General features: G+C 71.1%; 20 protein-coding genes. 6 read left to right on the plus strand and 14 right to left on the minus strand.

Going from position 1 to position 22242, the window contains the following annotated elements:
- The first annotated feature begins 168 nt into the window (after positions 1–168).
- Entirely contained in the window at positions 169–5577 is a 5409-nt protein-coding gene (pulA, locus tag ABZ910_RS24650; protein WP_361368858.1) for a pullulanase-type alpha-1,6-glucosidase, read from the plus strand.
- A gap of 101 nt (positions 5578–5678) precedes the next feature.
- Here the strand turns inward: pulA and ABZ910_RS24655 are convergent, their stop codons facing one another.
- From ABZ910_RS24655 to ABZ910_RS24675, 5 genes are all read right to left on the minus strand, one after another.
- Positions 5679–6395, minus strand: a complete 717-nt coding sequence (locus ABZ910_RS24655) for a TetR/AcrR family transcriptional regulator (RefSeq protein WP_361368860.1) — start codon at positions 6393–6395, stop codon at positions 5679–5681.
- Between the two features lie 67 nt (positions 6396–6462).
- Positions 6463–7512, minus strand: a complete 1050-nt coding sequence (locus ABZ910_RS24660) for a PDR/VanB family oxidoreductase (RefSeq protein ID WP_361368862.1) — start codon at positions 7510–7512, stop codon at positions 6463–6465.
- Positions 7512–8417, minus strand: coding sequence for a metal-dependent hydrolase (locus tag ABZ910_RS24665; protein WP_361368864.1), 906 nt, complete (start codon positions 8415–8417; stop codon positions 7512–7514). Before ABZ910_RS24665 ends, ABZ910_RS24660 begins: the two co-directional genes overlap by 1 nt.
- A gap of 84 nt (positions 8418–8501) precedes the next feature.
- Entirely contained in the window at positions 8502–10454 is a 1953-nt protein-coding gene (locus ABZ910_RS24670) for a hypothetical protein (protein ID WP_361368865.1), read from the minus strand.
- Positions 10455–10526: 72 nt separating this feature from the next.
- Positions 10527–11036, minus strand: coding sequence for a tetratricopeptide repeat protein (locus tag ABZ910_RS24675; protein ID WP_361368867.1), 510 nt, complete (start codon positions 11034–11036; stop codon positions 10527–10529).
- 159 nt (positions 11037–11195) lie between these two features.
- Here ABZ910_RS24675 and ABZ910_RS24680 point away from each other — a divergent pair, with 159 nt between their 5' ends.
- On the plus strand, positions 11196–11600 hold the full coding sequence (locus ABZ910_RS24680) for a hypothetical protein (RefSeq protein ID WP_361368869.1): 405 nt from the start codon (positions 11196–11198) through the stop codon (positions 11598–11600).
- Positions 11601–11760: 160 nt separating this feature from the next.
- Here ABZ910_RS24680 and ABZ910_RS24685 read toward each other — a convergent pair whose 3' ends face one another.
- From ABZ910_RS24685 to ABZ910_RS24700, 4 genes are all read right to left on the minus strand, one after another.
- The gene (locus ABZ910_RS24685) at positions 11761–13335 is read right to left on the minus strand and encodes a DUF1996 domain-containing protein (protein ID WP_361368871.1); all 1575 of its coding nucleotides are present in this window, start codon (positions 13333–13335) and stop codon (positions 11761–11763) included.
- Positions 13336–13759: 424 nt separating this feature from the next.
- The gene (locus tag ABZ910_RS24690) at positions 13760–14344 is read right to left on the minus strand and encodes a winged helix-turn-helix domain-containing protein (RefSeq protein WP_361368872.1); all 585 of its coding nucleotides are present in this window, start codon (positions 14342–14344) and stop codon (positions 13760–13762) included.
- Between the two features lie 460 nt (positions 14345–14804).
- Positions 14805–15557, minus strand: coding sequence for a hypothetical protein (locus ABZ910_RS24695; protein WP_361368874.1), 753 nt, complete (start codon positions 15555–15557; stop codon positions 14805–14807).
- Between the two features lie 124 nt (positions 15558–15681).
- The gene (locus tag ABZ910_RS24700; protein ID WP_361368876.1) at positions 15682–16044 is read right to left on the minus strand and encodes an arsenate reductase family protein; all 363 of its coding nucleotides are present in this window, start codon (positions 16042–16044) and stop codon (positions 15682–15684) included.
- A 239-nt stretch (positions 16045–16283) separates the two neighbouring features.
- Here ABZ910_RS24700 and ABZ910_RS24705 point away from each other — a divergent pair, with 239 nt between their 5' ends.
- Positions 16284–16598 carry a hypothetical protein gene (locus ABZ910_RS24705; RefSeq protein ID WP_361368878.1) on the plus strand — a complete coding sequence of 105 codons (315 nt, stop codon included), beginning with the start codon at positions 16284–16286 and terminating at the stop codon, positions 16596–16598.
- A 69-nt stretch (positions 16599–16667) separates the two neighbouring features.
- On the opposite strand, the gene ABZ910_RS24710 is transcribed toward ABZ910_RS24705, so the two are convergent.
- Both ABZ910_RS24710 and ABZ910_RS24715 read right to left on the minus strand, forming a co-directional pair.
- Positions 16668–17261 (minus strand): LysE family translocator, encoded by a 594-nt coding sequence (locus ABZ910_RS24710; protein ID WP_361368880.1) that lies wholly within the window; start codon positions 17259–17261, stop codon positions 16668–16670.
- A gap of 117 nt (positions 17262–17378) precedes the next feature.
- Positions 17379–18569, minus strand: coding sequence for a winged helix DNA-binding domain-containing protein (locus tag ABZ910_RS24715; protein WP_361368882.1), 1191 nt, complete (start codon positions 18567–18569; stop codon positions 17379–17381).
- A gap of 101 nt (positions 18570–18670) precedes the next feature.
- Between ABZ910_RS24715 and ABZ910_RS24720 the strand changes: the two genes are divergently transcribed.
- The gene (locus tag ABZ910_RS24720; protein WP_361368884.1) at positions 18671–19261 is read left to right on the plus strand and encodes a hypothetical protein; all 591 of its coding nucleotides are present in this window, start codon (positions 18671–18673) and stop codon (positions 19259–19261) included.
- 36 nt (positions 19262–19297) lie between these two features.
- Here the strand turns inward: ABZ910_RS24720 and ABZ910_RS24725 are convergent, their stop codons facing one another.
- Both ABZ910_RS24725 and ABZ910_RS24730 read right to left on the minus strand, forming a co-directional pair.
- The gene (locus tag ABZ910_RS24725; RefSeq protein WP_361368885.1) at positions 19298–20038 is read right to left on the minus strand and encodes a hypothetical protein; all 741 of its coding nucleotides are present in this window, start codon (positions 20036–20038) and stop codon (positions 19298–19300) included.
- A gap of 21 nt (positions 20039–20059) precedes the next feature.
- On the minus strand, positions 20060–20410 hold the full coding sequence (locus ABZ910_RS24730; RefSeq protein WP_361368887.1) for a type VII secretion target: 351 nt from the start codon (positions 20408–20410) through the stop codon (positions 20060–20062).
- A 51-nt stretch (positions 20411–20461) separates the two neighbouring features.
- On the opposite strand from ABZ910_RS24730, the gene ABZ910_RS24735 reads away from it, so the two are divergent.
- On the plus strand, positions 20462–20851 hold the full coding sequence (locus ABZ910_RS24735; RefSeq protein ID WP_361368888.1) for a hypothetical protein: 390 nt from the start codon (positions 20462–20464) through the stop codon (positions 20849–20851).
- Positions 20852–20858: 7 nt separating this feature from the next.
- Here ABZ910_RS24735 and ABZ910_RS24740 read toward each other — a convergent pair whose 3' ends face one another.
- A complete protein-coding gene (locus ABZ910_RS24740; RefSeq protein WP_361368890.1) occupies positions 20859–21689 on the minus strand; it encodes an alpha/beta hydrolase in 831 nt (276 codons plus the stop codon).
- A gap of 261 nt (positions 21690–21950) precedes the next feature.
- On the opposite strand from ABZ910_RS24740, the gene ABZ910_RS24745 reads away from it, so the two are divergent.
- Positions 21951–22241, plus strand: a complete 291-nt coding sequence (locus ABZ910_RS24745) for a hypothetical protein (protein ID WP_361368892.1) — start codon at positions 21951–21953, stop codon at positions 22239–22241.
- The last annotated feature ends 1 nt before the right edge of the window (position 22242 follow it).

A 22242-nucleotide genomic window follows, 5' to 3' on the forward strand; every position in this document is an offset into this window, starting at 1 on the left:
CGCCGGGCATCGGTCGACCTTGGTACTGAAAGGTCTTGCTGTCACTTTCAAGACTCTTGCTGTAAGCCTTGCGTTGGCGATACGGTCGCGCGGGCGCCCGGCATCGAAGCCGTGCCGCGGTGTGGGGGTCGATCCCGACAGAGCCGCAATCGCAAGGAGTTCACGCCTGTGATACCGAGATGGCCGGCGCCCTGGAAGCGCCGTTTCCCGCACGCGAGACGGGCCGCGGCCGTCACCGCCGTGGCACTCGCCGCCGCGCTGGTGCAGCCCCTCGCCGCACACGCCTCCGCGCCGCCCCCGCCTCCGTCCGACGCGCAGCTCGCCGCCGCGCCCGCGCGGCACGACGACACCCGCGAGCAGTTCTACTTCGCCATGCCGGACCGGTTCGCCAACGGGGACGCCTCCAACGACCGGGGCGGGCTGACCGGTTCACGCCTCAGCACCGGTTACGACCCCACCGACAAGGGCTTCTACCAGGGCGGCGACCTCAAGGGCCTCACGAAGCGGCTCGACTACATCAAGGGTCTCGGCACCACCGCCATCTGGCTGGCCCCCATCTTCAAGAACCAGCCCGTGCAGGGGACGGGTACCAACGCCTCGGCCGGCTACCACGGTTACTGGATCACCGACTTCACCCGCGTCGACCCGCACTTCGGCACCAACAAGGACCTCGCGACCCTCATCTCCCAGGCGCACGCCAAGGGCATGAAGGTCTTCTTCGACGTCATCACCAACCACACCGCCGACGTCGTCGACTACGAGGGCAAGTCCTACGACTACCTCTCCAAGGGCGCCTTCCCCTACCTGACCAAGGACGGCCGCCCCTTCGACGACGCCGACTACGCCGCCGGGAACAAGGGCTTCCCCGCCGTCTCCACCGCCTCCTTCCCGCGCACGCCGGTCGTTCCGGCCGGCAAGCGCGACATCAAGGTCCCGTCGTGGCTCAACGACCCGACGATGTACCACAACCGCGGCGACTCGACGTACGCCGGCGAGAACGCCACCTACGGCGACTTCTCCGGCCTCGACGACCTGTGGACGGAGCGGCCCGAGGTCGTCTCGGGCATGGAGCGGATCTACGAGCGCTGGGTGCGGGACTTCGGCGTCGACGGCTTCCGGATCGACACCGTGAAGCACGTGAACATGGAGTTCTGGAGCCAGTGGGCGACCGCGCTCGACAAGTACGCCGCCGCGCACGGCCGTAAGAACTTCTTCATGTTCGGCGAGGTCTACTCCGCCGACACCTCGATCACGTCCCCGTACGTCACACAGGGCCGCCTCGACGCCACCCTCGACTTCCCCTTCCAGGACGCGGCCCGCGCCTTCGCCTCCCAGGGCGGCAGCGCGCAGAGGCTCGCCGGGGTCTTCGGCGACGACTACAAGTACACGACCGACAAGGCCAACGCCTACGAGCAGGTCACCTTCCTCGGCAACCACGACATGGGCCGCATCGGGTACTTCCTGAAGCAGGACAACCCGAAGGCCAGCGACGCCGAGATCCTGCGCAAGGACGGGCTCGCGAACGAGCTGATGTTCCTCAGCCGTGGCAACCCCGTCGTCTACTACGGCGACGAGCAGGGCTTCACCGGTTCCGGCGGCGACAAGGACGCCCGACAGACGATGTTCGCCTCCAAGGTCGCCGACTACCTCGACGACGACGAGATCGGCACCGACCGCACCCACGCCGACGACGCCTACGACACGAGTGCCCCGCTCTACAAGGAGATCGCGGCCCTCGCCGAGCTGCGCAAGGCCAACCCGGCCCTGACGGACGGCGTCCAGACCCAGCGCTACGCCGCCGACGGCCCCGGGATCTACGCGTTCACCCGGACGGACGTCCGCACGGGTGCCGAGTACGTCGTCGCCCTCAACAACGCGGACGCGGAGAAGACGGCCACCTTCGCGACCGGCTCGGCCGACATGGCGTACCAGGGCATCTACGGCACCACCGCCGCGGCCAGGTCCGACGCCGACCGCAGGCTCACCGTCACCGTCCCCGCCGGCACCGCCGTCGTCTACAAGGCGTCCGGCCCGCTCGCCGAGCCCGCCGCCAAGCCGGCGCTCACCCTCGAGGCCCCGGACGCGGGCGCCACCGGCACCGTCGAGGTCTCCGCCGACACCGACGGCGGACAGCTCGACCGCGTCGTCTTCGCCGCCCAGGTCGGCGACGGCGCCTGGCACACCCTCGGCTCCGCGGACCACGCTCCCTACAAGGTCACCCAGACCATCGGCAGGGACGTACCGACCGGAACCGCCCTGCGCTACAAGGCCGTTGTGATCGACTCGGCCGGGCGGACCGCGAGCGCCACCGCCGACAGCACCACCGGCACCCCGCCCGCCCCCGAGGTGCCGACGGCGTCCTCCCGGGACTACGCGATCGTCCACTACAAGCGGGCCGACGGCGACTACGCCGACTGGGGCCTGTACGCCTGGGGCGACCTCGCCGACGGCGAGGCCACGAACTGGCCCGCCAGCCACCCCTTCACCGGCCGCGACGCGTACGGCGCCTTCGCCTACGTCAAGCTCAAGCCGGGCGCCTCCGACGTCGGGTTCCTGGTCATCGACAAGGACGGCAACAAGGACGTATCCGCCGACCGGTCCATCGACGTCACCAAGACCGGTGAGGTGTGGGTCGAGCAGGGCAAGCCGGACGTCCTGACCCAGCGGCCCGACTATCCCGCGCAGGACAGGACCAAGGCCGTCATCCACTACCACCGCGCCGACGGGAACTACGACGGCTGGGGCCTGCACGTCTGGACGGGCGCCGCGCACCCCACCGACTGGTCGGACCCCCTGAAGCCGGTGAAGACTGACCCCTATGGCGCGGTCTTCGAGGTGCCGCTCACCGAGGGTGCCACCAGCCTCAGCTACATCGTCCACAAGGGCGACGACAAGGATCTCCCCACCGACCAGTCCCTCGACCTCAAGGCGAACGGCTACGAGGTGTGGCTGGTGAACGGCCAGGAGAAGTACCTGCTGCCGCAGCCCGCGGGCAGCGCGGCCGCTCTCGACCCGACCGCATCCAAGGCGATCTGGATCGACCGGGACACGGTCGCCTGGAACGGCGCCGACGGCGCCGCCTCCACCCAGCTGCTGTACTCCCACGACGGTTCGATCGCCGTGAAGGACGGCACGCTCACCAGCGACGACGAGCGCTGGCTGCGGCTGTCCAAAGCCACCCTCACCGACGCCCAGAAGGCCAAGTTCCCGCACCTGAAGGACTACACCGCCTGGTCCGTCGACCCGCGTGACCGCGGTCGGGTGCGCGAGGCGCTGAGCGGCCAGCTCGTCGCCTCCCAGCGCGCCGCGAGCGGCGCCGTGCTCGCCGCGACCGGCGTCCAGATCGCCGGCGTACTGGACGACGTGTACGACGCGACGGCGGCGCGGCTCGGGCCGACGTTCCATGACGGGCGGCCCACGCTGGCCGTTTGGGCGCCCACCGCGCAGCACGTGGCGCTGGACCTCGACGGCTCCACCGTGCGGATGCACCGCGACGACGACACCGGGGTCTGGTCCGTCACCGGGCCCGCGTCCTGGAAGAACAAGCCCTACCGGTACGCGGTGAAGGTCTGGGCGCCCAGCGTCCGCAAGGTCGTCACCAACCTGGTCACCGACCCGTACTCGGTCGCGCTCACCGCCGACTCCGAGCGCAGCCTCGTCGTCGACCTCGGCGACAGGGCCCTCGCCCCCGGAGGCTGGTCGACCCTGGCCAAGCCCAAGGCCGTACCGCTGAAGGACGCGCAGATCCAGGAGCTGCACATCCGGGACTTCTCCGTCGCGGACACCACCGTCCCGGCCGCGGACCGGGGCAGCTACCTCGCCTTCACCGACCGAGGCAGCGCCGGCTCGAAGCACCTGCGCGCGCTGGCGAAGGCCGGCACGTCGTACGTGCACCTGCTGCCCGCCTTCGACATCGCCACCATCCCCGAGAAGAAGGCCGACCAGGCGAGTACCGACTGCGACCTCGCCTCCTACGCGCCCGACTCCGACAAGCAGCAGGAGTGCGTCGCGAAGATCGCCGCGAAGGACGCCTACAACTGGGGCTACGACCCGTACCACTACACGGTCCCCGAGGGCTCGTACGCCACCGACCCGGACGGCACCGCCCGGACCGTCCAGTTCCGCAAGATGGTCAAGGCGCTCAACGAGGACGGCCTGCGGGTCGTCATGGATGTCGTCTACAACCACACGGCGGCCAGCGGCCAGGCGGACACCTCCGTCCTCGACAAGATCGTGCCCGGCTACTACCAGCGGCTCCTCGCGGACGGCAGCGTGGCCACCAGCACGTGCTGCGCGGGCACCGCGACCGAGAACGCCATGATGGGCAAGCTCGTCGTCGACTCGATCGTCACCTGGGCCAAGGAGTACAAGGTCGACGGCTTCCGCTTCGACCTCATGGGCCACCACCCGAAGGCCAACATCCTCGCCGTCCGCAAGGCCCTCGACGCCCTCACCGTCGCGAAGGACGGCGTCGACGGCAAGAAGATCATCCTGTACGGCGAGGGGTGGAACTTCGGGGAGGTCGCCGACGACGCCCGGTTCGTGCAGGCCACGCAGAAGAACATGGCCGGCACCGGCATCGCCACCTTCTCCGACCGCGCCCGTGACGCGGTGCGCGGCGGCGGCCCCTTCGACTCGGACCCGCGCATCCAGGGCTTCGCGTCCGGGCTGTACACCGACCCCAACGCATCGACCGCGAACGGCAGTCCGCAGGAGCAGAAGGCGCGCCTTCTGCACTACCAGGACCTGATCAAGGTCGGCCTGAGCGGCAACCTCGCCACGTATCGCTTCACCGACACCGACGGCAAGGACGTCACCGGCGCCGGGGTCGACTACAACGGCTCACCCGCGGGGTACGCCGACGCGCCGGGCGACGCCCTCGCCTACGTCGACGCGCACGACAACGAGTCGCTGTTCGACGCCCTGACCTACAAGCTGCCGGGGGACACCTCCGCGTCCGACCGGGCCCGCATGCAGGTCCTGGCGATGGCCACGGCCGCCCTCTCGCAGGGGCCCTCCCTCTCCCAGGCGGGCACGGACCTGCTGCGCTCCAAGTCCCTGGACCGCAACTCCTTCGACAGCGGTGACTGGTTCAACGCCATCCACTGGAACTGCGCGGACGGCAACGGCTTCGGGCGCGGGCTGCCCATGGCGGCCGACAACGAGTCCAAGTGGTCGTACGCCAAGCCGCTGCTGGGGTCGGTCGGCGTCGGGTGCCCGCAGATCGGCGGGGCCTCGGCCGCCTACCGCGACCTGCTGCGGATCCGTACGACGGAGAGCGCGTTCTCCCTCGGCACGGCGGCGCAGGTGCAGTCGCAGCTGTCCTTTCCGCTGTCCGGGAAGGACGAGACGCCGGGCGTGATCACCATGCGACTCGGTGACCTCGTCGTGGTGTTCAACGCGACGCCGCAGAAGCAGGAGCAGCGGGTCGCCGCGCTCGCCGGTGCGCACTACCGGCTGCACCCGGTGCAGGCGGCGGGCGCGGACTCCGTCGTGAAGTCCTCGTCCTGTGCGGCGGATTCGGGCACGTTCACCGTACCGGCGCGCACGGTCGCGGTGTTCACGCGGGCGGGCTGACCGCTCACGGGCTCGGGTGGGGCGGACTCCGTTGCGGGGTCCGCCCCACCTTCGTGCCGTGGGAAGGAGCTCCGTGGAAGGACCTCCCTGCCGCGGAAAGGTCAGGAGGCGAGGGAGAGCAGTCGGGCGACCAGATCGCCGAACGTGCCGTCGGGCGGCTCGTCCTTGACCATGCGGCGCAGTACGGCGGCCATCTCCTCGTCGTAGGCGGCGCTCACCGCCGCCAGCGCGGCGAAGTCGTGCACGAGCTGGAGCTCCAGCTCGGCCCGGGGGATGCGTCGGCCGTCCAGCCAGATCAGCGCGGTCGACTCGGCGAGCGAGATCCAGGACCGGATCACGAGTTCCAGCCGGGCGGGCGGATCGGTGATCTCCAGGTGCACGAGGATGTGCTCGTACGCCGCCTGCCGCACGGACTCGATGAGCGCGTTGGTGGCCGAGACGTGGTCCTTCGAAGGGACGCCGTCCGCGGAGACCGCCGGTCCGCCGCGCATCAGCGCCGAGAAGCCGGGCCCGTGCTCGTCCACGAAGTCGAAGAAGCGGCCCATCACGCGCAGCAGCCGGGTGCCCAGCGGCCCCTCGGCCGGTTCCGCGAACCGGGCCGCCAGGTCCTCGGCGGCACGCTTCAACGCCGCCTCGTACAGGCTGAGTTTGCCCGGGAAGTAGTGGTAGACGAGCGGGCGCGAGATGCCCGCGGCCGACGCGATCTCGTCGATGGAGACCTCGTCCGGCGAGCGGTGGCTGAAGAGGTCGAGGGCGACGCCGATCAACTGCTGCCGCCGCTCCTCGACTCCCATTCTGCGGCGTACCCCGGTAGTCATACGAACACCTTACCGATCGAATTCAGCCCCGAACGGGCCGGACCGAACGCGGTATTCACCTCCGGTGTCACATATCGAGCACGAGACGGTCGCCGCGGGCCCGTGAGACGCAGAGCAGCATCGAGTCGGCCCGCTCCGCGTCGGTCAGCAGCTCGTCCCGGTGCTCCACCTCTCCCTCCAGCACCCGCTGCCGGCAGGTTCCGCAGAAGCCCTGCTCGCAGGAGTACGCGGTGCCCGGCAGCTCCGCGCGTACGGCGGCCAGCACGCTGGAGTCGCTCCCGACGGTCACCGTCCGCCCGCTGCGCCGGAGTTCGACCTCGAACTCCGCGCCGCCGGCCGAGGCGCGCGGCGCGAACCGCTCCAGGTGCAGCGTGGCGCCCTCGGGAACCCGCTCCTCCACCGCGTCCATCAGCCCCTCCGGGCCGCAGCAGTAGACGGCGGTGCCCTCGGCGACGCCGTCCGCGAACAGCGCGTCCAGGTCCGGCCGCCCGTCCTCGTCCTCCGCGACGACGGTCAGCCGGCCTTGGGCCAGCTTCTCGACGTCCTCCAGGAACGGCATCGACGCCCGCGTCCGCCCGCAGTACAGCAGCCGCCACTCCGCGCCCTCGGGCAGCGCCCGCAGCATCGGCAGGATCGGGGTGATGCCGATGCCGCCCGCGACGAAGACGTAAGTGGGCGCCTCGACGAGCGGGAAGCGGTTGCGCGGACCGCGCACCTCCAGCTCCATGCCCTCGGCGAGCTGCTCGTGCACCTCGCGCGAGCCGCCCCGCCCGTCCGCGACCAGCCGGGTGGCGACGGTGTACGACGACGTGTCCTCCGGGTCCCCGCACAGCGAGTACTGCCGCACCAGCCCGGACGGCAGCACCACGTCGAGGTGGGCGCCGGGCTCCCAGCGCCCCGACTGCCGCCCTTCCAGCCGCAGTCGTACGACCCCGTCGGCCACGGTCTCGTGCGCGGTGATCAGCAGCCGCGCGGCCCGCGAGCGCGGGCGGCCCGAGACCGGCTCCTCCAGGGCGGGCATCGGCCACAGCGGCGAGCCCTGGATACGGCGCCGCAGCGCCCGCTTCGCCAGCAGCGCGGCCCCCGCGAGGACGACGACGGTCCGCAGCTTCGGCATCACGCGGCCCCCTTGCCGGTCTTCTCGGCGGCGAGAGCCGCGGGGGAGGAGGCCAGGTAGGCGACGGCCTGCTCGGTGCAGCCTTCCTGCGAGGGGTGGTAGGACCGGCTGAGGTAGCGGGGGATGGACTTGAGCAGGTCTCCGGTCGCGGGCAGGGTGCCCTGGCGGCCGCGGTCGTAGAAGTCCCGGAAGCTGGCCCTGCCGTCGACGAGCGTGGGGTCGTTCTCCATGAAGAAGCGGGCCCCGCGCTGCCACAGGAACACCAGCGCCGTGAAGGCCGCCGCCCAGGTGCGCGTCCGCCGCCGGTAGCCGCCGTCGAGGTGCATGAACAGCTCGAAGGCGACGGACCGGTGCTCGACCTCCTCGGCGCCGTGCCAGCGCAGCAGGTCCATCATGGTCGGATCCGCGCCGCGCCGGTCCAGCTCCGCGGCGTTCAGCACCCAGTCGCCCAGGAACGCGGTGTAGTGCTCGATGGCCGCGATGAGCGCGACGCGCTCCAGCAGCCACCACTTGCGGGCCTTGCCCGGGGGCAGCGTCCGGTCGCCGAGCAGCTTCTCGAAGAACCAGTCGACCTGCGCGGTGTACGGCGTCGGGTCGAGCCCCTGCTCCTTCAGGTGCGGCAGCACCTCGTCATGGGCCTGGGAGTGCATCGCCTCCTGCCCGATGAACCCGATGACGTCCTCGCGGAGCCGGTCGTCGCGGATGTACGGCAGCACCTGCTTGTACACATGCACGAACCACCGCTCACCGGCGGGCAGCAGGAGGTGCAGCACATTGATGGTGTGCGTGGTGAACGGGTCTCCCGGTACCCAGTGCAGCGGTGTGTCCTCCCACGAGAAGGACACGTTGCGGGCCTTGAGCGGTATCCGCTCGGAGTGCACCGGCCGGGCCTGCGTGTTAGACATGGCGTCAATGTACTGATGGGTACGACCGAGGGAAACCCTCGTGCGCGGACTTGTTGACATAAGTGTCAACTGGCGTCGAGGCCGCTAACGCAGCGCGTTCAGCGCGGTCCCGTCGTCCAGCGTGGCCTTGAGCCGGGCCTGGGCCCCCTGCTCGGCGCGTACGGCGAGGAGCCTGCCCCGAGTGGCCCCGGTGACCCCGCCGGTCGCCCGGATCGACGCGGTGTTCCGGCTGCTCGCGGCCACCAGGTACCAGGCCCCGGTGCCGGACTTCCACAGCACCCCGGCCAGCACATGGGGATCGCGCGGGCCGCACGCCGTCACATTCGTGCCCTTGGCCGCGAGCGCCCCGAACCGCCCCTGCGGCGTGTGGAACTGGGCCAGCGCCACCGACCCCGCGCCCCGCCAGGTCTCGGCCCGGGTGCACACCCACGCGGCCGTCCCGCCCGCGTCGGGCAGCGGCTGGTCGGCGTACGCCCAGGCGTTGACGCTGCTGACCCCCGCCGAGCGCTCCTCGCCCAGCGAGCAGGCGAACGGCGCCCAGGTGCGCAGCGCCTGCGCCCCGGGGGCGTCGCCGGTCGAGCCGGGGCGGCCGGTGGTGAGGCGGGCGGGCACCAGTTCGCCGAGGTCGGTGGCGAGATGAGTGCCGGAGGCGTCCGTCAGCTGCAGCACGTTCCACGACGTGCACGCGCCGGGCTGCACGGCCGGGCCGGCGAACGGCGCCGTGACGCCGTCGGTCAGATCGAGGTCCATCGCCCCGGAGCCCGGCTGCATCAGGTCCCGCTCGGCCGCCTTCGTCACCCAAGGGGCCGTCAGATAGCGGACGTTGCCGTCGGAGCGTCCCAGCACGACCGCGCTCGCCGCGGTCCCGGTCGCGCCGTCGACACGGGCGAAGTCGAGCGCGGCGCCCCGCGTGCCGTCCTTCGGCTCGGCGTAGCGGGCGATGCGCAGGCCGTCGTACAGGACCACCACGCGCGCGGCGTCGACCTCGCCCGCGTACAGCAGTTGCGGCGGGCCCGCCGGGCCGCCGGTCTGGGTGCCGGGGGTCGCCGAGACACGGACCGTCTCCCCGGGGCGGGCCCAGACGGCGAGGGCGCGGCGCAGCAGGGCCGTGTCGCCGGTGAGCGCGCCACGGGCCGGCCAGACGGAGAAGTCGGTGCGGGCGGCCGACTGCCACGCGGTCGGCGCGACCCGGGTCAACCGGCCGGGATCGAGGGCGGCTTCGGCCGCCGGGTTGTGCGCGTACGCCGGGGCCGCCGCGCCGTCCGGGCTCCAGCCGTCGCGCGGCAGCGCGACCAGGGCGCCGCACAGCGCCAGCGCGGCCGCCGCCGCGAGCACCGCCTTGGTGTGCTGTCTGCGCCGCATCAGGTCGGTGGGCCGGGCCTGCAGCGAACAGGGGTCGAACTCGGGGGAGTCGAGCAGCGTGTACTGCGCCGGGACGCCGTTCGCCTCCGCCAGCGCGGCCTCCGGGGCCTCGACCCCGGCGGCCGCGAGCACCTCGCGTACGTCGGGATCGGGGAGCCGCTCCAGGCCGCGCAGCAGATACGCGGCACGGGCGGGGGCGGACAGCGCCGCCAGCCGCTGGTCCAGGGCGAGTTCGTCGGCACCGCCCGAACGCGGGAACAGGCGCAGACCCCAGACCTGGGGGAGCAGCGGCGGCAGCTGGGACCGGCGGGGCCACGCCCGGCGCCTGAGCGGCAGGCTCGCCTCCAGCGCCGTACGCACGACCTGGAGGCGGACGAAGGCGTACCCCGGGCTGTCATCGGGGCCGTCGGCCGCGCCGGACGGGGCGCCGTGCTGGGCCGGGATCGCGGAGGCGGCCTGCCGCCGCCCCCGCGGCAGCGCGCGCTGGGTGAGGGCGTGCGCGGTCAGTACGCGCCGGCCGTGGCCCGGATCCGGCGGCAGCACCAGGTAGGCGAGGCGGACGAGCCGGGGGTAGTGCTCGACGAGCGCGGCCCGGGCCCGCTCGACGTCGACGACCGGGCGGGCGGCTCCGGCGGAGGAGGCCGCGTGACGCGGGGCTACATGCTGTGACTGCACGTCCGGAAGAACGAGCGAACCGTTGGTTGGTCACCGCCACCCGGGTGGGTCCGAGGAAGGCCGCCGTCCCCGTCAGTCCTCCGGATCGACCAGCATCCGCGCGTAGTTGCCCATCGACCGCTGGTAGCGCGGCAGATGGGGGGCCAGGGCGCCGAGGACGAGGGACAGGCCCTCGCGGTCCCGGCCGAGGCTGGACAGGCACAGGGCGAGGCAGGCGCGTACGGCGTCGTCCAACTCGTCCGAGGGCGCGTCCAGTTCGGGCGTGAGGAGCTTGACGCCCTCCTCCGCCTGCCCGGTGTTCCTGAGCGAGCTGGAGAGCTGGATCTTGGCCCGGCGCCCCTTGTAGCCGCTGACCTCGCCGAGCCCGAGCGCCAGCGCCTCCCGGTACAGCGGCACCGCCCGGTCCGAGTGGCCGGTCGAGTCCCAGGCGCAGGCCCGCTCGAACGGGCCCAGCGGGCTGCCCTCGGGCAGTTCGGCCACCAGCGCGTCGATCACGGCACGGAAGTCGGCCGCGTCCTCCTCCGCGTACGTGTCGAACGCGGCCCACGCGGCCGTGACGCGGTCTTCCCAGTCCTGGTTCATCGGGCCACCTTCGCACAGGCGTGGCCGCCGCGGCACGGGATTTGAACACGGGGTCGAGGCCGGATTTGAGCGGGCGGTGCGCGCCGGCCGTATCGAACGGCGGCGGGCCCCTCGACGGGGCTCCGCGCGGCATGCTGCCCACCAGGACCGGAGGAACACATGAGGGTGACAAGGGCGCTGCTCGCCGTGACCGGCGTCGCGGCCGTACTGGCGCTGGCCGGCTGCGACTCCGGCGACGCCGCGGCCAAGGTGCCGCAGACCGCCACCGGCAGCCTGGAGAGCCTGGCCGCCGAGGCGAAGTGCCGGCCGGACATCCAGACCGACGCCGACGAGATCCGCCAGGCCATCTGCAAGAACGCCGACGGGAAGTTCGTGCTCGCCACCTTCGCCACCGACCGCGGGCAGCGCGAGTGGATCAACGACGCCAAGGACTACGGCGGTTACTACCTCGTCGGCCGCAAGTGGGTCGCGGTCGGCGACGACGGCGTCGTCAAGGCACTGCGCGGCAGGCTCGGCGGCGACGTGGAGATCGGGGCCGACCACCACCACGCGCACGGCGGCTGAGTACGGAGCCGGGTGCGGGCACGGAGAAGGCCGGTGGCGGGAGGGGGGTTCCGCCACCGGCCTGGTTCAGTGCGTCACCAGCTCACCAGCTCACCAGCTCACCAGCTCACCAGCTCACCAGCTCACCAGCTCACCAGCTCACCGATCACGGCCGAGTGGGTCACTGGCACCGCTGGCCCCGGTTGACGCAGCTGGCGATCTTGTTCGCGAGGCCGCCGGTCGTGACGCTGATGAAGTCGTCGTGGTCCGTGGCCGGTTTGTGGAGCTGCTCCGGGAAGCCGTCCACCGCGTAGGCGTTCTTCACCTGACCGTTTTCGAGGGTCGGCGGGGTGACCTGGTACACCAGGCGCATCGTCAGCTGTGGGATCGCCTTGAAACCGTTCTGGCAGTTGCCGTTCGCGTCGGCGAAGGCGACGTGCGTGCGGTGGTTGGCGCTGTCGATGTTCTGCCCGTCCCAGCAGCTCTGGAAGGCGAAGCTGCGCACCACGTTGCTGCCCTGCGGGCAGATCGGGTACTGCGTGGTGAGCTGGACCTTGTTCTCGAAGCCGGTGCAGCTCCAGTGCGCGTTGGCGTTCGCCAGGCCGTTGGTGGTGGTCTTGGCGTCACCGGTGATGATGCGCAGGAACTGCGGCATCGCCGTGACCTTGCCGGTCGGGCTGCCGACGTACTTGATCTGGGCCTGGACGGGGGTCAGGATCTTGCCGACGTTGCCTTCCTTGCCACCGCCGTCCGCGTTCTGGTCGAAGTCCTGCGAGCCGTCCTGGACGCGGACCACCGGCCAGTAGTACGACGACAGGTCGTTCTTGTTCTGGCAGCTGGTGCCGCCCTGCAGGAAGGTGTCGTTGCTGGAGAAGGCGTTGACCTTCTGGTTGCCGACGTAGTCGTGCAGGTGGTGCGCGCCGTTGGTCACGCCGGGCGCCACGATCACGTTGTCGGTGTTGTGGTTCTTGTTCGCGTTCACACCGCACTTGGTGGTGAACGTGCCGGTCGAGGCGTTGCCGCTCCTGCGCGGCTTCGCGGCCACGTTCGCCTGCGCCTTCGTGATGTCCACGAAGTCGGCCGCGTTCGGCCCGTTGCCGGCCTGACCGCCGTTGCCCTGCTGCTGGCCCCCGCCCTGCTGCTGACCGCTGCCGTCCTGCGGCGGCTGGCTGGGCTGGTTCTGCTGCTCGCCACCGTTCTGTTGCGGGTCGCCGGTCTGCTGTGGATCACCGGTCTGCTGCGGGTCGCCGCTCTGCTGCTGGCCGCCGTCGCGGGTGGACGGGTCGGCCGGGCTCGCGGTGCAGTTGGCGAGGGTGTCGAGGCTCTGCGGGGCGGTGCCGCCGACCCGGGTGATCTCCAGCCGGATGCGGTCCAGGATCACCTTCCGCCGGTCCTGCAGCGGCTGCAGGATGCTGTTCTGGACGTAGCTCGCGTCCCTGGCCTGCGCGTCGCGCGTGGTCGCCAGACTCTGGTAGGCGTCCGTGATCTGGCTGTCGAGGTTGCCGAGTTCACCGTCGACGTCGTTACGGGCCTCGCCCGGCACGTCGGTCAGCTTCTGGCCGACGTCCGGGCACGAGATCGTCGCCCACTGCGCTGCGGCGGACGTCGTCCGGTTCTGCGTCGAGTCGTTCGACTCGTGCGCGGAGGCATAGAAGTTCGCCCAGATCAGCCCGCCCCCACCGAGCGCTAGAGCCGCCGATGCGGCGATCGCCTTGGTGGCCAGCGGCATACGGCGTTTTCGTGTGTTGCGTACCATCACTTCTCCTTCGAGGGGACCACCGGCCCCAGCCGGTGGGGAATCGAAGACCCCTCATCTTTTGGGGGTGGCTGGCCCGGCGCGGCCGGGGTTGTCACCTCAACAGCGCCGGGCTGGTCCTCTGCGACGTGGCCTGGCCGGCGATGCGGGAAGCCCGCGCGTATACGCGTGGGTGGAGTCACGGAACTCCTCTGACTTCTTGCGGGCAACCGGGGCGCCCGACAGGAGTGAAGCGGCTCCCATGGATACGGGCGGGACCCAGGACGTGTTCAGTCGCCTCGTGAATTCAGCAGAGGTTTGAGCGTCCTTCTGGGCTCAACTTCCCTTTGAGCAGCGTGAGTTGTCAGGACGTGGCGCCGGATTCACCCTCGGCCACCGTCCCCGCCACCGCCGAGGGCGGAGCGGGGAGCAAGTGGCGAGGGTCTCAACGCCCCGTCGGGGGCGTGTACTTGTAGCCGACGCGCCGGACCGTCTGGATCGTACGGCGGTGCTCGGCGCCCAGTTTGCGGCGCAGGCGGGCGATGTGGACGTCGACGGTACGGCCGTCGCCCACGTGGCCGTAGCCCCACACCGTCGTGACCAGCTGGTCACGGGTGTGCACCCGGCGCGGGTTGGCCACGAGGTGGGCGAGCAGCTCGAACTCCAGGTAGGTCAGGTCGAGTTCACGCCCGTCCACCCGGGCGGTGCGCTGTACGGGGTCGATGCGGACGAGCGGGTCGCTCGTCCCGGGCGCCGGGGCCCGGTCGTCGGCCTCCGGCCGGCCCGGCACCGTGACCGGCCGGAACGGCGGCTGCTGGTCGGCCGGGACCAGCACCAGATAGCCGATCATCGGGGGCCGGCCCGGCAGCGCGGGCACGGTGTGCTCCGGAGCCGGGAGCCAGGTGGCGCCGGGCGGCAGGAGGTCCGCCAGCTCGACCACCTCGTCCCGGTCGACGGCACGCAGCCGGTGCCGGGTGCCGTTCGCGGACAGGGCGTCGGAGGTGAGGGGGAAGGGGTGCGTGGTCGCCATGAGAGGTCAGCTCTTTCGCGCGAGAAGGGCGTGTCGCCGGGCAGACGGCGGCCGCGAGGCGTGGTCGGGCGCGCCGAGGGAGGTACGTCGCTTCGCGCGGGCCGGAGGCCGGGGTGTACGGCTTCAGAGGGCCTGCGCGTTCGCCGCGCGGCAACACACCCGGTCGAAGTCGTGGTGCTGACGGGAAGGCCAGAAGGGCTCGAGGTCATGGCGACCCGTGGCGATGCACTTCCGGTAGCTGGCCATACGCCCATTGAAGCAGACGGAGCGCGGCGGGAGGAGCCTCCTTCCACAGCTCGGACAGCTGCGGGAGCGGGCAGCGCGAAGGGGGCGCCCACCGTAATGGTGGACGCCCCCTCGTCGCTGCCGATGCCGCGCGCGTGCGGGAAAGAGCGAAGGGGTCACCGGCTTCCCCTCCGTAGAAGCCGGTGACCTGTCCGAAGCGCTCGGAGTCCGAGCGTTACCCCACCTTCTCGATCAGGGCGCGGCGGATCAGGAACTTGCCGGGCTCCCGGACCTGTTCGAAGGCGGCGTTGTTGAGCAGGGCGCAACTCCCGGACACGGAGGTCACCTTCACGGTCGTGGACTTGTTGTTGTCCAGGTTGGTGACCTTCAGCGTCGTACCGGCCGGGAACTGGTTACTGGAGGCCGCCGGGGCACCGCCCTCGCCGGAGAGCGTGACGGTCGAGCCCTTGCACACCTGCTGACCGGAGGCCGCGGCAGCGCCATCACCGGCGCTTCCCGCGTCCCCGGCGGGTGGGCTCTGCGCGGGCGGCGCGGACTGCTGACCGGCCTGCTGCCCCGTCTGCTGACCTGCCTGTTGGTCGCCGGCCTGGCCGCCGGGCTGGTTGTCCTGCTGGCCGCTCTGCCCGGGCTGCGCGGCCTGGGAGCCCTGAGCCGACTCCCCCACCACGCATCCGGACGCCTTCTGCTGGACCTTGATCTGCTCGATGACCGCCTGGCGGTTGGCGATCCGGGCCTTGGACTGCGCGTCCGGACTGGCCTGTTGGCCCTGGATGAACTTCTCGTTGTTGCCGAGGGCGGTGGCCAGCCCCTGGCAGACGGACGAGTCCGCGGCGGAGGACAGGGTGTGGGGGCTCTGCGCGGCGTTCGACGTGGCCGCCATCGCGAAGGCCCCGCCGCCCGCCACCGCCGCGGCACTGACCAGCAGCGCGACCTTCTTCTTCGTACTGAGAGTTCGCCTGCGCGACATGCGCACCTCCTGAAGAGGTAGGGGAGCGTACGTCGCTAAGTACGAGATCCCGATCGACGTTACTCAGCGGTTTGCACGAGTCGCTGAAGTAACGTGCGTCACAGGGGGGTTGGGTCGGACCGCCTCAGCCGCGGGACAGGGCGTCCCGTACGGCCTCCTCCGTGCGACCGACGACCGCCGTGCCGTCCTCCGCCGTGATGATCGGCCGCTGGATGAGCTTGGGGTGCTCGGCGAGCGCCGAGATCCACCGCCCACGCGAGGCCTCGTCCCGCGGCCACTCCTTGAGCCCGAGCTCCTTGGCGGCCTCCTCCTGGGTGCGCGTGATGTCCCACGGTTCGAGCCCGAGCCGGTCGAGCACGGCCCTGATCTCGTCCTCGCTCGGCACGTCCTCCAGGTAGCGGCGCACGGTGTAGTCGGCTCCCTCGGCGTCGAGCAGCGTGAGGGCGCTACGGCACTTGGAGCAGGCGGGGTTGATCCAGATTTCCATGCGGGCAACGGTACGCGCCCGGCGGTCGCCGTACGCTCTGTTCGAATTTCGGCCGCCGCGCACGCCGTGCGGAACGGATGTGACACGAGTCCAATCCCCGTGCCCACCTGGACATTTGAGGTGGCGCACGGACTCCCTGATTGTCAGTGCCCGGCGGTAAACTGGAAGCAGTGTTCGAGGGAGTCGCCGGGGACGTCGGAGTCTTCGGCGGGTGCCCTGATCGCGACAGGAGGATGCCTGTGCCCGCTGCCGCACTGAAGCCGAAGCCGTTGCCCACCCAGTCCACCGCCAAGCGCCCCGTCCAGCTCGACCTTCCGTACGCGCCCGTGATGAAGCGTGCGCTGCCGGCCGGGCGTCCGCGCGCGTGGTACGTCACGCACAACCGCCGCCTCAAGGCGATGCGCCTCGCCATCGCCCTGCTCGACTCGGGCGTGCACGTCCCGAACCAGGCTTCCAACGAGACGATACGCAGCACGGCGGAGCTGATCGGCGTCCATCCGCCGTCGGACACGACGTGCCACATGGTGCGGGCGTTCATGCGTTACTCACGCTGAGCCGCTCACGGTGAGTCGTGGCGCCGGGTGCCCTGTGTTGGAGGGGCACCCGGCGTCGTACGTGCACCTCTACGTGCGGTCGGCCAGCAGGCCGGCTGCGAAGCCGAAGAAGGCCACGCCGGTGATCCGGTCGAGTCGACGGCGGAACGCCGGGCGTTGGATCCGCTCGCCCAACGCCGAGGCGGCGCCGGACAACAGCCAGTACCAGGCGGCCAGTTCAGCCAGGTCTACGGCCGTGAAGAGCAGCGTCGTACTGAACACCGGTGCGCCGTGCGGGACGAACTGCGGGATCAGGCTCATGTAGAAGACGCCCGCCTTGGGGTTGAGAAGGTTCGTTCCCACACCGGCGCGGAAGGCGGCGAACCGGCCGGGCGGGATGGTGGCGGTCCGTTGTCGGCGTCGGTCGGTCGGTTCGGGTTCGGCCGACTTTCCGGAATGCCGGAGGGCCGTGATCCCCAGACGGACGAGATAGGCGGCGCCGCACACGCGGAGCGTGTCGTACGCCAGGTGGGACGCGGTCAGCAGGGCCGTCAGGCCGACCGCCGTCGCGATGCCCCAGCCCGTGCAGCCGATGAGGATGCCCAGGGCGGCGGCCAGCCCGCCGTGTCTGCCCTGGGTCATGGACGTACGGACAACCAGCAGCGTGTCGGGGCCGGGCGCCATGTTGATGAGCAGGGCGACGCCGGCGAAGGTCAGAGCGGCGGTGAGAACGGGGTTCGTTCGGGGCCTCCAAGGGGATGGGCTACTGCTCCCGCCGCTGCGCGGCGGACGAGGTGGCGGTCAGGACGACAACTCCCGCTCCAGCGGCGTCCGGAAGCGTGGCGTCACCTTCGTCGTCCCCACCCAGCCTCGCAGGCGTTCCGCCTCCGCCGCGATCGCCGCCTCCGTCTCGTGGCCCACGCCCTCCCGGTCCAGGATCCGCCAGACGATCTCGCCGTTCGCCCGCTGAGCCCACCCCCCGATCACCCGCCCGTTCCACCACACCGTCGGCCCCACATTGCCGCTGCGGTCGAAGAGCAGGGGGCGCAGCTCCGGCGCGAGGTACCAGTCCCGGTGCTGCCAGGCCATCGCCGTCGGGTCCAGCGAGGGAAGCAGCGCCGCCCAGGGAGCCGACGGTCCCGGCGCCGGATCGACGTCGCCCTTCACGACGTACCCCGTCCCGCCCTCGTCCAGGGACACCGCCTCCGCCCCGATCGCAGCCAGCGCCCGGCGGACCTCCGTCACCCGCCACCCCGTCCACCACTTGAGGTCGGCCTCCGTGGCCGGGCCGCAGGCCGTCAGCCAGCGGCACAGCAGCTCGACCTGGGCCTGGGCGGTGTCCAGCTCGGGATACTCGGGTGCCGGCGCCCAGCGGAACTGGCTCGACGTCCATGTGCCCAGCGGGCGGGCGCGGACCACCTTGCCTTCCACGCCCAGCACGCGCAGCAGACGCGTCGAGACCGTGTGCACGCCCTCGTAGCTCTTCCCGGCCGCGTACACGAACTGCTCCCGCAGCCGGGGCTCTTCGTCCGCCAGTTCCGCGGCCGTCGCCTGACCGCGCCGTGCCAGCGCGGTCAGCGTGGACTCCTCGACCTCCGTCAGCCACGCCGCGTCGGGAGCGCCGCTCTTCGCCATGTCCTTGAGCAGGGAGGCCCGTTCGCGCGCGGCCACCGCGAGGGACGTCGACGCATGGACCACGGCCGTCAGGTCGTCGGGCAGCACGAACACCGTGTGCCGCATGCCGTGCATCCGCAGCAGCGTGCGGTCCTCGTACAGCGCCCGCTCGGTGTCCGGCACGGTCTTCACCGGCTCTGCCAGCCGCGCGCCCACCGCCAGGTACACCGTCGCCGGGTCCGTGCCATGCAGCGCCACCAGCGAGGCGGCGACCTCCTCGGGGCTCGCCGCCCGTGCCGTACCGGTCAGCCGGTGGCGCACGGCCAGCCGGGCCCGCCGTTCCGCCTCGTCGATGTGCCGCCGTCGTCCGCCGCTCATACCGACCTCCACCCCTCGAGAGCTACTGGTTTACTACTCCGCATGGAGAAGTGCGACACGGGTGACCCGCTGGTCGAGACGTACGGCAACGGAGAGTTCCGATGATGCAGCCAGAGTTGACGCCGCTCGCGACGGCGCCGCAACTCCCTCGTCCCGGCGTCCTGGGCCGGGCGCTCGGTGGGCTGTTCTTCGTCCTCGCCCTGGTGGTCTTCGGGTTCGGCCTCTACAACGCGGCACACGCGGCCGGTGTCGCCGGGACGTCCGGCACCCTGACCGTGGAGCGCTGCTGGGTCAAGCACGGCAGCCGCGGCTCCAGTGACACCACGGAGTGCGGAGGTACCTTCCGCTCCGACGACGGCAAGGTCAAGGACGATCAGGCGAGTGTCCGGGCGGACCTGAAGCCGGGCAACAAGGTCTCCGTGCAGCAGGCCGGTGACTGGTACGTGCAGACGGGCTTCGGCGAGACCACCAAGTGGCTCGCGGCGTTCTTCCTCGGATGGCTGGTCGTGGCGTTCGGCACGGCATTCGCCGCCACGGGGATGTTTCCGCGCAGCGGCATGCACGTCGCTCTGATCACCAGGTCGATATCGGGGACTCCGGCGGGCAGGCTCCGGAAGTGGTTCGTGTGGGGAGGCCTCGCGGGCGCGGGTGTCTGCCTGCTGCTGACCTTGGCGGCCTGGCTCGCGAGCTGACGGCGGCGGCCCCATCGCTGCGATCGGGCCGACCGGTCAGACCGCGGGGTTGTCGTAGCTCTTTCCGGGCTCCGGGAAGCTCTTCAGGGCGATGCCGAGCCTGCCGACCACCAGTCCGCCCGCGGTCGTCGCCACGTCCACGGCCTGCTGCGCGGCGCTGTAGGCCTCGGTGATACGACCCCACGTCTTGATCATCTCGGCGATTTCGAGGGCGGCGGCCGCATAGCCCATCACGGCGCCGACCCCTGTCTCGGCCAGGAGGGTGCCGGCGGCGAGCTCGGCCTCCGCGATGATCGCTTCGTCCGCGAGTTGTTCGAGCAGCCCCTTGACGAGGTCCGCGCCCCTGGCGACCGCCAGACCGACGTCCTTGTAGTAGCCCTGGAGCTCCTTCAGGTCGGCGTCCAGGGAACCGATCTTCTTCGCCAGCTCGTCGAAGTACACATAGGCGGCGTCGGCCGCATTGCCGTCCCAGGTCGCATCCAACTCCCTGTTGCCGGACTGCAGGTTGGCGGCGATGTCCTTGGTGAGCGCCCCGGTGTTGGCCCACATCTCGCCGCACTTGACATACGACTCCCAGTCACCGGTGAACCAGGAGATCGCCTCTTCCAGGGGGTTGAAGCCGAAGACGAACTCGATCGTTCCCAGGACCCATTCACTGGGGCTGAGAAAGTCGCTCACCGTACTGACGCTGTCGCCGATGATGCCCTTGGAGAACTCGTCGGGCGTCTGGGGAGCCTTGAGGTTGTGCACGGGCTCGACGCGGTCCGTAAAACTCATGAGAGCGGTCCTTGCGGTGGGCTAGCGCTTGCTCGGGGGATAGGTGGCGTCGAGCTTGGAAGCTTGCTGCTGGTCGGTCGTCCGGTAGTACTCGGCGGACTTCGCGAGTTCCTCCGCGCTGGCGGACAGCAGTGTCCGCACGCGGGACACCACGTTCTTCACCTCGTCCATCGCCTGCGTGTGCATGCCGGTGGCCCAGAGGATCAGCCCCTGGTCGGTGAAGACACCCAAGTCACCGTATTTGTTGATGTATTCCTGCGCCTGATGCATGTCCTCGGCCGCACGACCCACTTGCCGGCCGTAGCCCTGCAGATCGTCTGGATGGACCTTGAACGACATGTCGACGCCCCCGTTTTCGTCCGTACGTTCCACGACCGTCGGCTACTGTATCGCTCCTCGGGACCGTTGCGAGGAGCAGTGCGGATGGATGAACAAGAGGTCGGGGATGAGGAGTTCCTCGACATCGCCAAGACTCCTGCCAAGGCCAGGGCGTTGCGCAAGTCCCTGCAGCGGCTGGCCGGCAGTGAGGACGAGACGCTGCGGGAGATGGCCCGCGACGTCCTCGCGGGACGGGTGGGGCTTCGCCAGGCGATGCGGACGGGTGCCTACCGCGAGGCGCTGCACGAGCGGGCCAGCGTCGGCATGCGCGCGTACGAGGGGATGAGCGCGGCGGAGCGCCGTGCCGCCGAAGTCGAGGGCGAGCGGCAACTGGACGCCTACCAGGAAGAGATCGACCGGGAGAAGGCCGAGCGGCAGCAGGCCGCCGGAAGGAGCGGCCCGGCCCGGCACGAGGGCCGCGACTGGCGGCTGTGAGCGGCGCCTAGACCTGCGTCGCCTGCCGGTCCTGTCGGCCGTGCCAGGTCTGCCCGTCCTCCCCTTCCTTGTCGTCGAGGCCGGTCAGCAGCGCGTCCGCGAGCTCCCCGCGATCCCTCTCGTGATCACGCAGCCACATGCCCAACGCATGGGTGGCGTCCGGGAGTTCGAGGCGGGTGAAGCGGGCGCGAGCCGACAGCGCCGCCTGCACCGACTCGGTCACCGCCGCAGGGATCACCGCGTCCGTGCCCGGCACCACGAGCACCGCCCGGCCCTCGTACGCCCGCAGCGCATCGAGGGCGGGGGAACGGCGCCAGCGGTCCGGGGTCCGGATGATGGCGCTGAACCGCCCGTTCCGCTCCCCGAACGGCACGTCCCACGCCTCCGGCGCATAGACCGCGGGCGCGCACAGGCCCAGGGACGCCACCCGTGCCCCGTAGTGCGCGGCCAGGTCGGCCACCGTCTGCCCGCTCATGCTGAAGCCGACCAGGACCAGCGGCTCGGACGCGGGCACCTGGGCGTCGATCACCGCCACCGCCTGCTCGAAGCGCCGTCGCAGGCTCAACTCCCGTAGTGTGCCCGTACTTTCTCCGTGGCCGGAGAAGTCGAAGGCGAGGCCGCGGCACCCGCGGGCGACGAACTCCCCGAGCAGCGGCAGCAGTCGCTCCTTGCTGCTGGTGCCCGCGCCGTGCAGCAGGACGACGGCGGGACGTCCGGGAGCACCGCCGTGTGCGATGCCGTGCACACCGTCGAGTCGCTCGCCGTCGTGGTCGTACGTGAAGCGCGTGGCCGGGGTGGTGTCCGTGAACCGCGCGGGCGGGGAGGGGAGTTCGCTCATGCCCCCATTCATTCACGCCGGCCGGGCCGGGGTGCCGGAAAACCGGATGCACGCCGCGTGACCGTCTCCCTACCCTGGACATGCGTAACGGAGGCGCACACCACCGCTTGTCGCGGGAGCGGCACCACCTCGCGGACCCGCGGCTAGTCTCTACGCACCGACGGACGGCCACCGTCCCCCGCCCGCCCGTCGGGCACGCGACACCGTCGTAGATCCACGTGTCGTAGATCCACGCCACACCCACGCCCACGGAGGCCCGAGATGGGCACCATCGTCCTTTCCGGGACCGTCGTCCTGGTGATCCTCGGATTCGGAAACCACGGCTGGTGGCTCGCCGCCATCGGTCTGCTGTTCCTGTACCTGCAGTACGGGCGCGGCTCGTCCTCGGCGTCCTCGTCGGGCGGCGGGCCCGCGGCCGGCGGCGGAGGCGGCACGCCCCACACCTACCGGGCGTACCGCGAGCGCCGTGACCGCCAGGCCCAGTGGGAGCGCCGCTACCGGCGTGAGCGCCCACTGGAGTCCCGGCGCCAGGAGCGCGAGAAGAGCAAGTGAG

The sequence above is a fragment of the Streptomyces sp. NPDC046805 genome (assembly GCF_040645355.1).
Lineage (GTDB): Bacteria > Actinomycetota > Actinomycetes > Streptomycetales > Streptomycetaceae > Streptomyces.

Bases quoted from the DNA above. Each gene is read 5' to 3' on its own strand.
- ABZ910_RS24700 (WP_361368876.1), bottom strand. From the start codon at position 16,044: ATGGAAATCTGGATCAACCCCGCCTGCTCCAAGTGCCGTAGCGCCCTC.
- ABZ910_RS24680 (WP_361368869.1), top strand. From the start codon at position 11,196: ATGAGGGTGACAAGGGCGCTGCTCGCCGTGACCGGCGTCGCGGCCGTA.
- ABZ910_RS24685 (WP_361368871.1), bottom strand. From the start codon at position 13,335: ATGGTACGCAACACACGAAAACGCCGTATGCCGCTGGCCACCAAGGCG.
- ABZ910_RS24735 (WP_361368888.1), top strand. From the start codon at position 20,462: ATGGATGAACAAGAGGTCGGGGATGAGGAGTTCCTCGACATCGCCAAG.
- ABZ910_RS24720 (WP_361368884.1), top strand. From the start codon at position 18,671: ATGATGCAGCCAGAGTTGACGCCGCTCGCGACGGCGCCGCAACTCCCT.
- ABZ910_RS24745 (WP_361368892.1), top strand. From the start codon at position 21,951: ATGGGCACCATCGTCCTTTCCGGGACCGTCGTCCTGGTGATCCTCGGA.
- ABZ910_RS24660 (WP_361368862.1), bottom strand. From the start codon at position 7,512: ATGCCGAAGCTGCGGACCGTCGTCGTCCTCGCGGGGGCCGCGCTGCTG.
- ABZ910_RS24695 (WP_361368874.1), bottom strand. From the start codon at position 15,557: ATGTCGCGCAGGCGAACTCTCAGTACGAAGAAGAAGGTCGCGCTGCTG.
- ABZ910_RS24710 (WP_361368880.1), bottom strand. From the start codon at position 17,261: ATGGCGCCCGGCCCCGACACGCTGCTGGTTGTCCGTACGTCCATGACC.
- ABZ910_RS24655 (WP_361368860.1), bottom strand. From the start codon at position 6,395: ATGACTACCGGGGTACGCCGCAGAATGGGAGTCGAGGAGCGGCGGCAG.
- ABZ910_RS24715 (WP_361368882.1), bottom strand. From the start codon at position 18,569: ATGAGCGGCGGACGACGGCGGCACATCGACGAGGCGGAACGGCGGGCC.
- ABZ910_RS24665 (WP_361368864.1), bottom strand. From the start codon at position 8,417: ATGTCTAACACGCAGGCCCGGCCGGTGCACTCCGAGCGGATACCGCTC.
- ABZ910_RS24675 (WP_361368867.1), bottom strand. From the start codon at position 11,036: ATGAACCAGGACTGGGAAGACCGCGTCACGGCCGCGTGGGCCGCGTTC.
- ABZ910_RS24690 (WP_361368872.1), bottom strand. From the start codon at position 14,344: ATGGCGACCACGCACCCCTTCCCCCTCACCTCCGACGCCCTGTCCGCG.
- ABZ910_RS24725 (WP_361368885.1), bottom strand. From the start codon at position 20,038: ATGAGTTTTACGGACCGCGTCGAGCCCGTGCACAACCTCAAGGCTCCC.
- ABZ910_RS24740 (WP_361368890.1), bottom strand. From the start codon at position 21,689: ATGAGCGAACTCCCCTCCCCGCCCGCGCGGTTCACGGACACCACCCCG.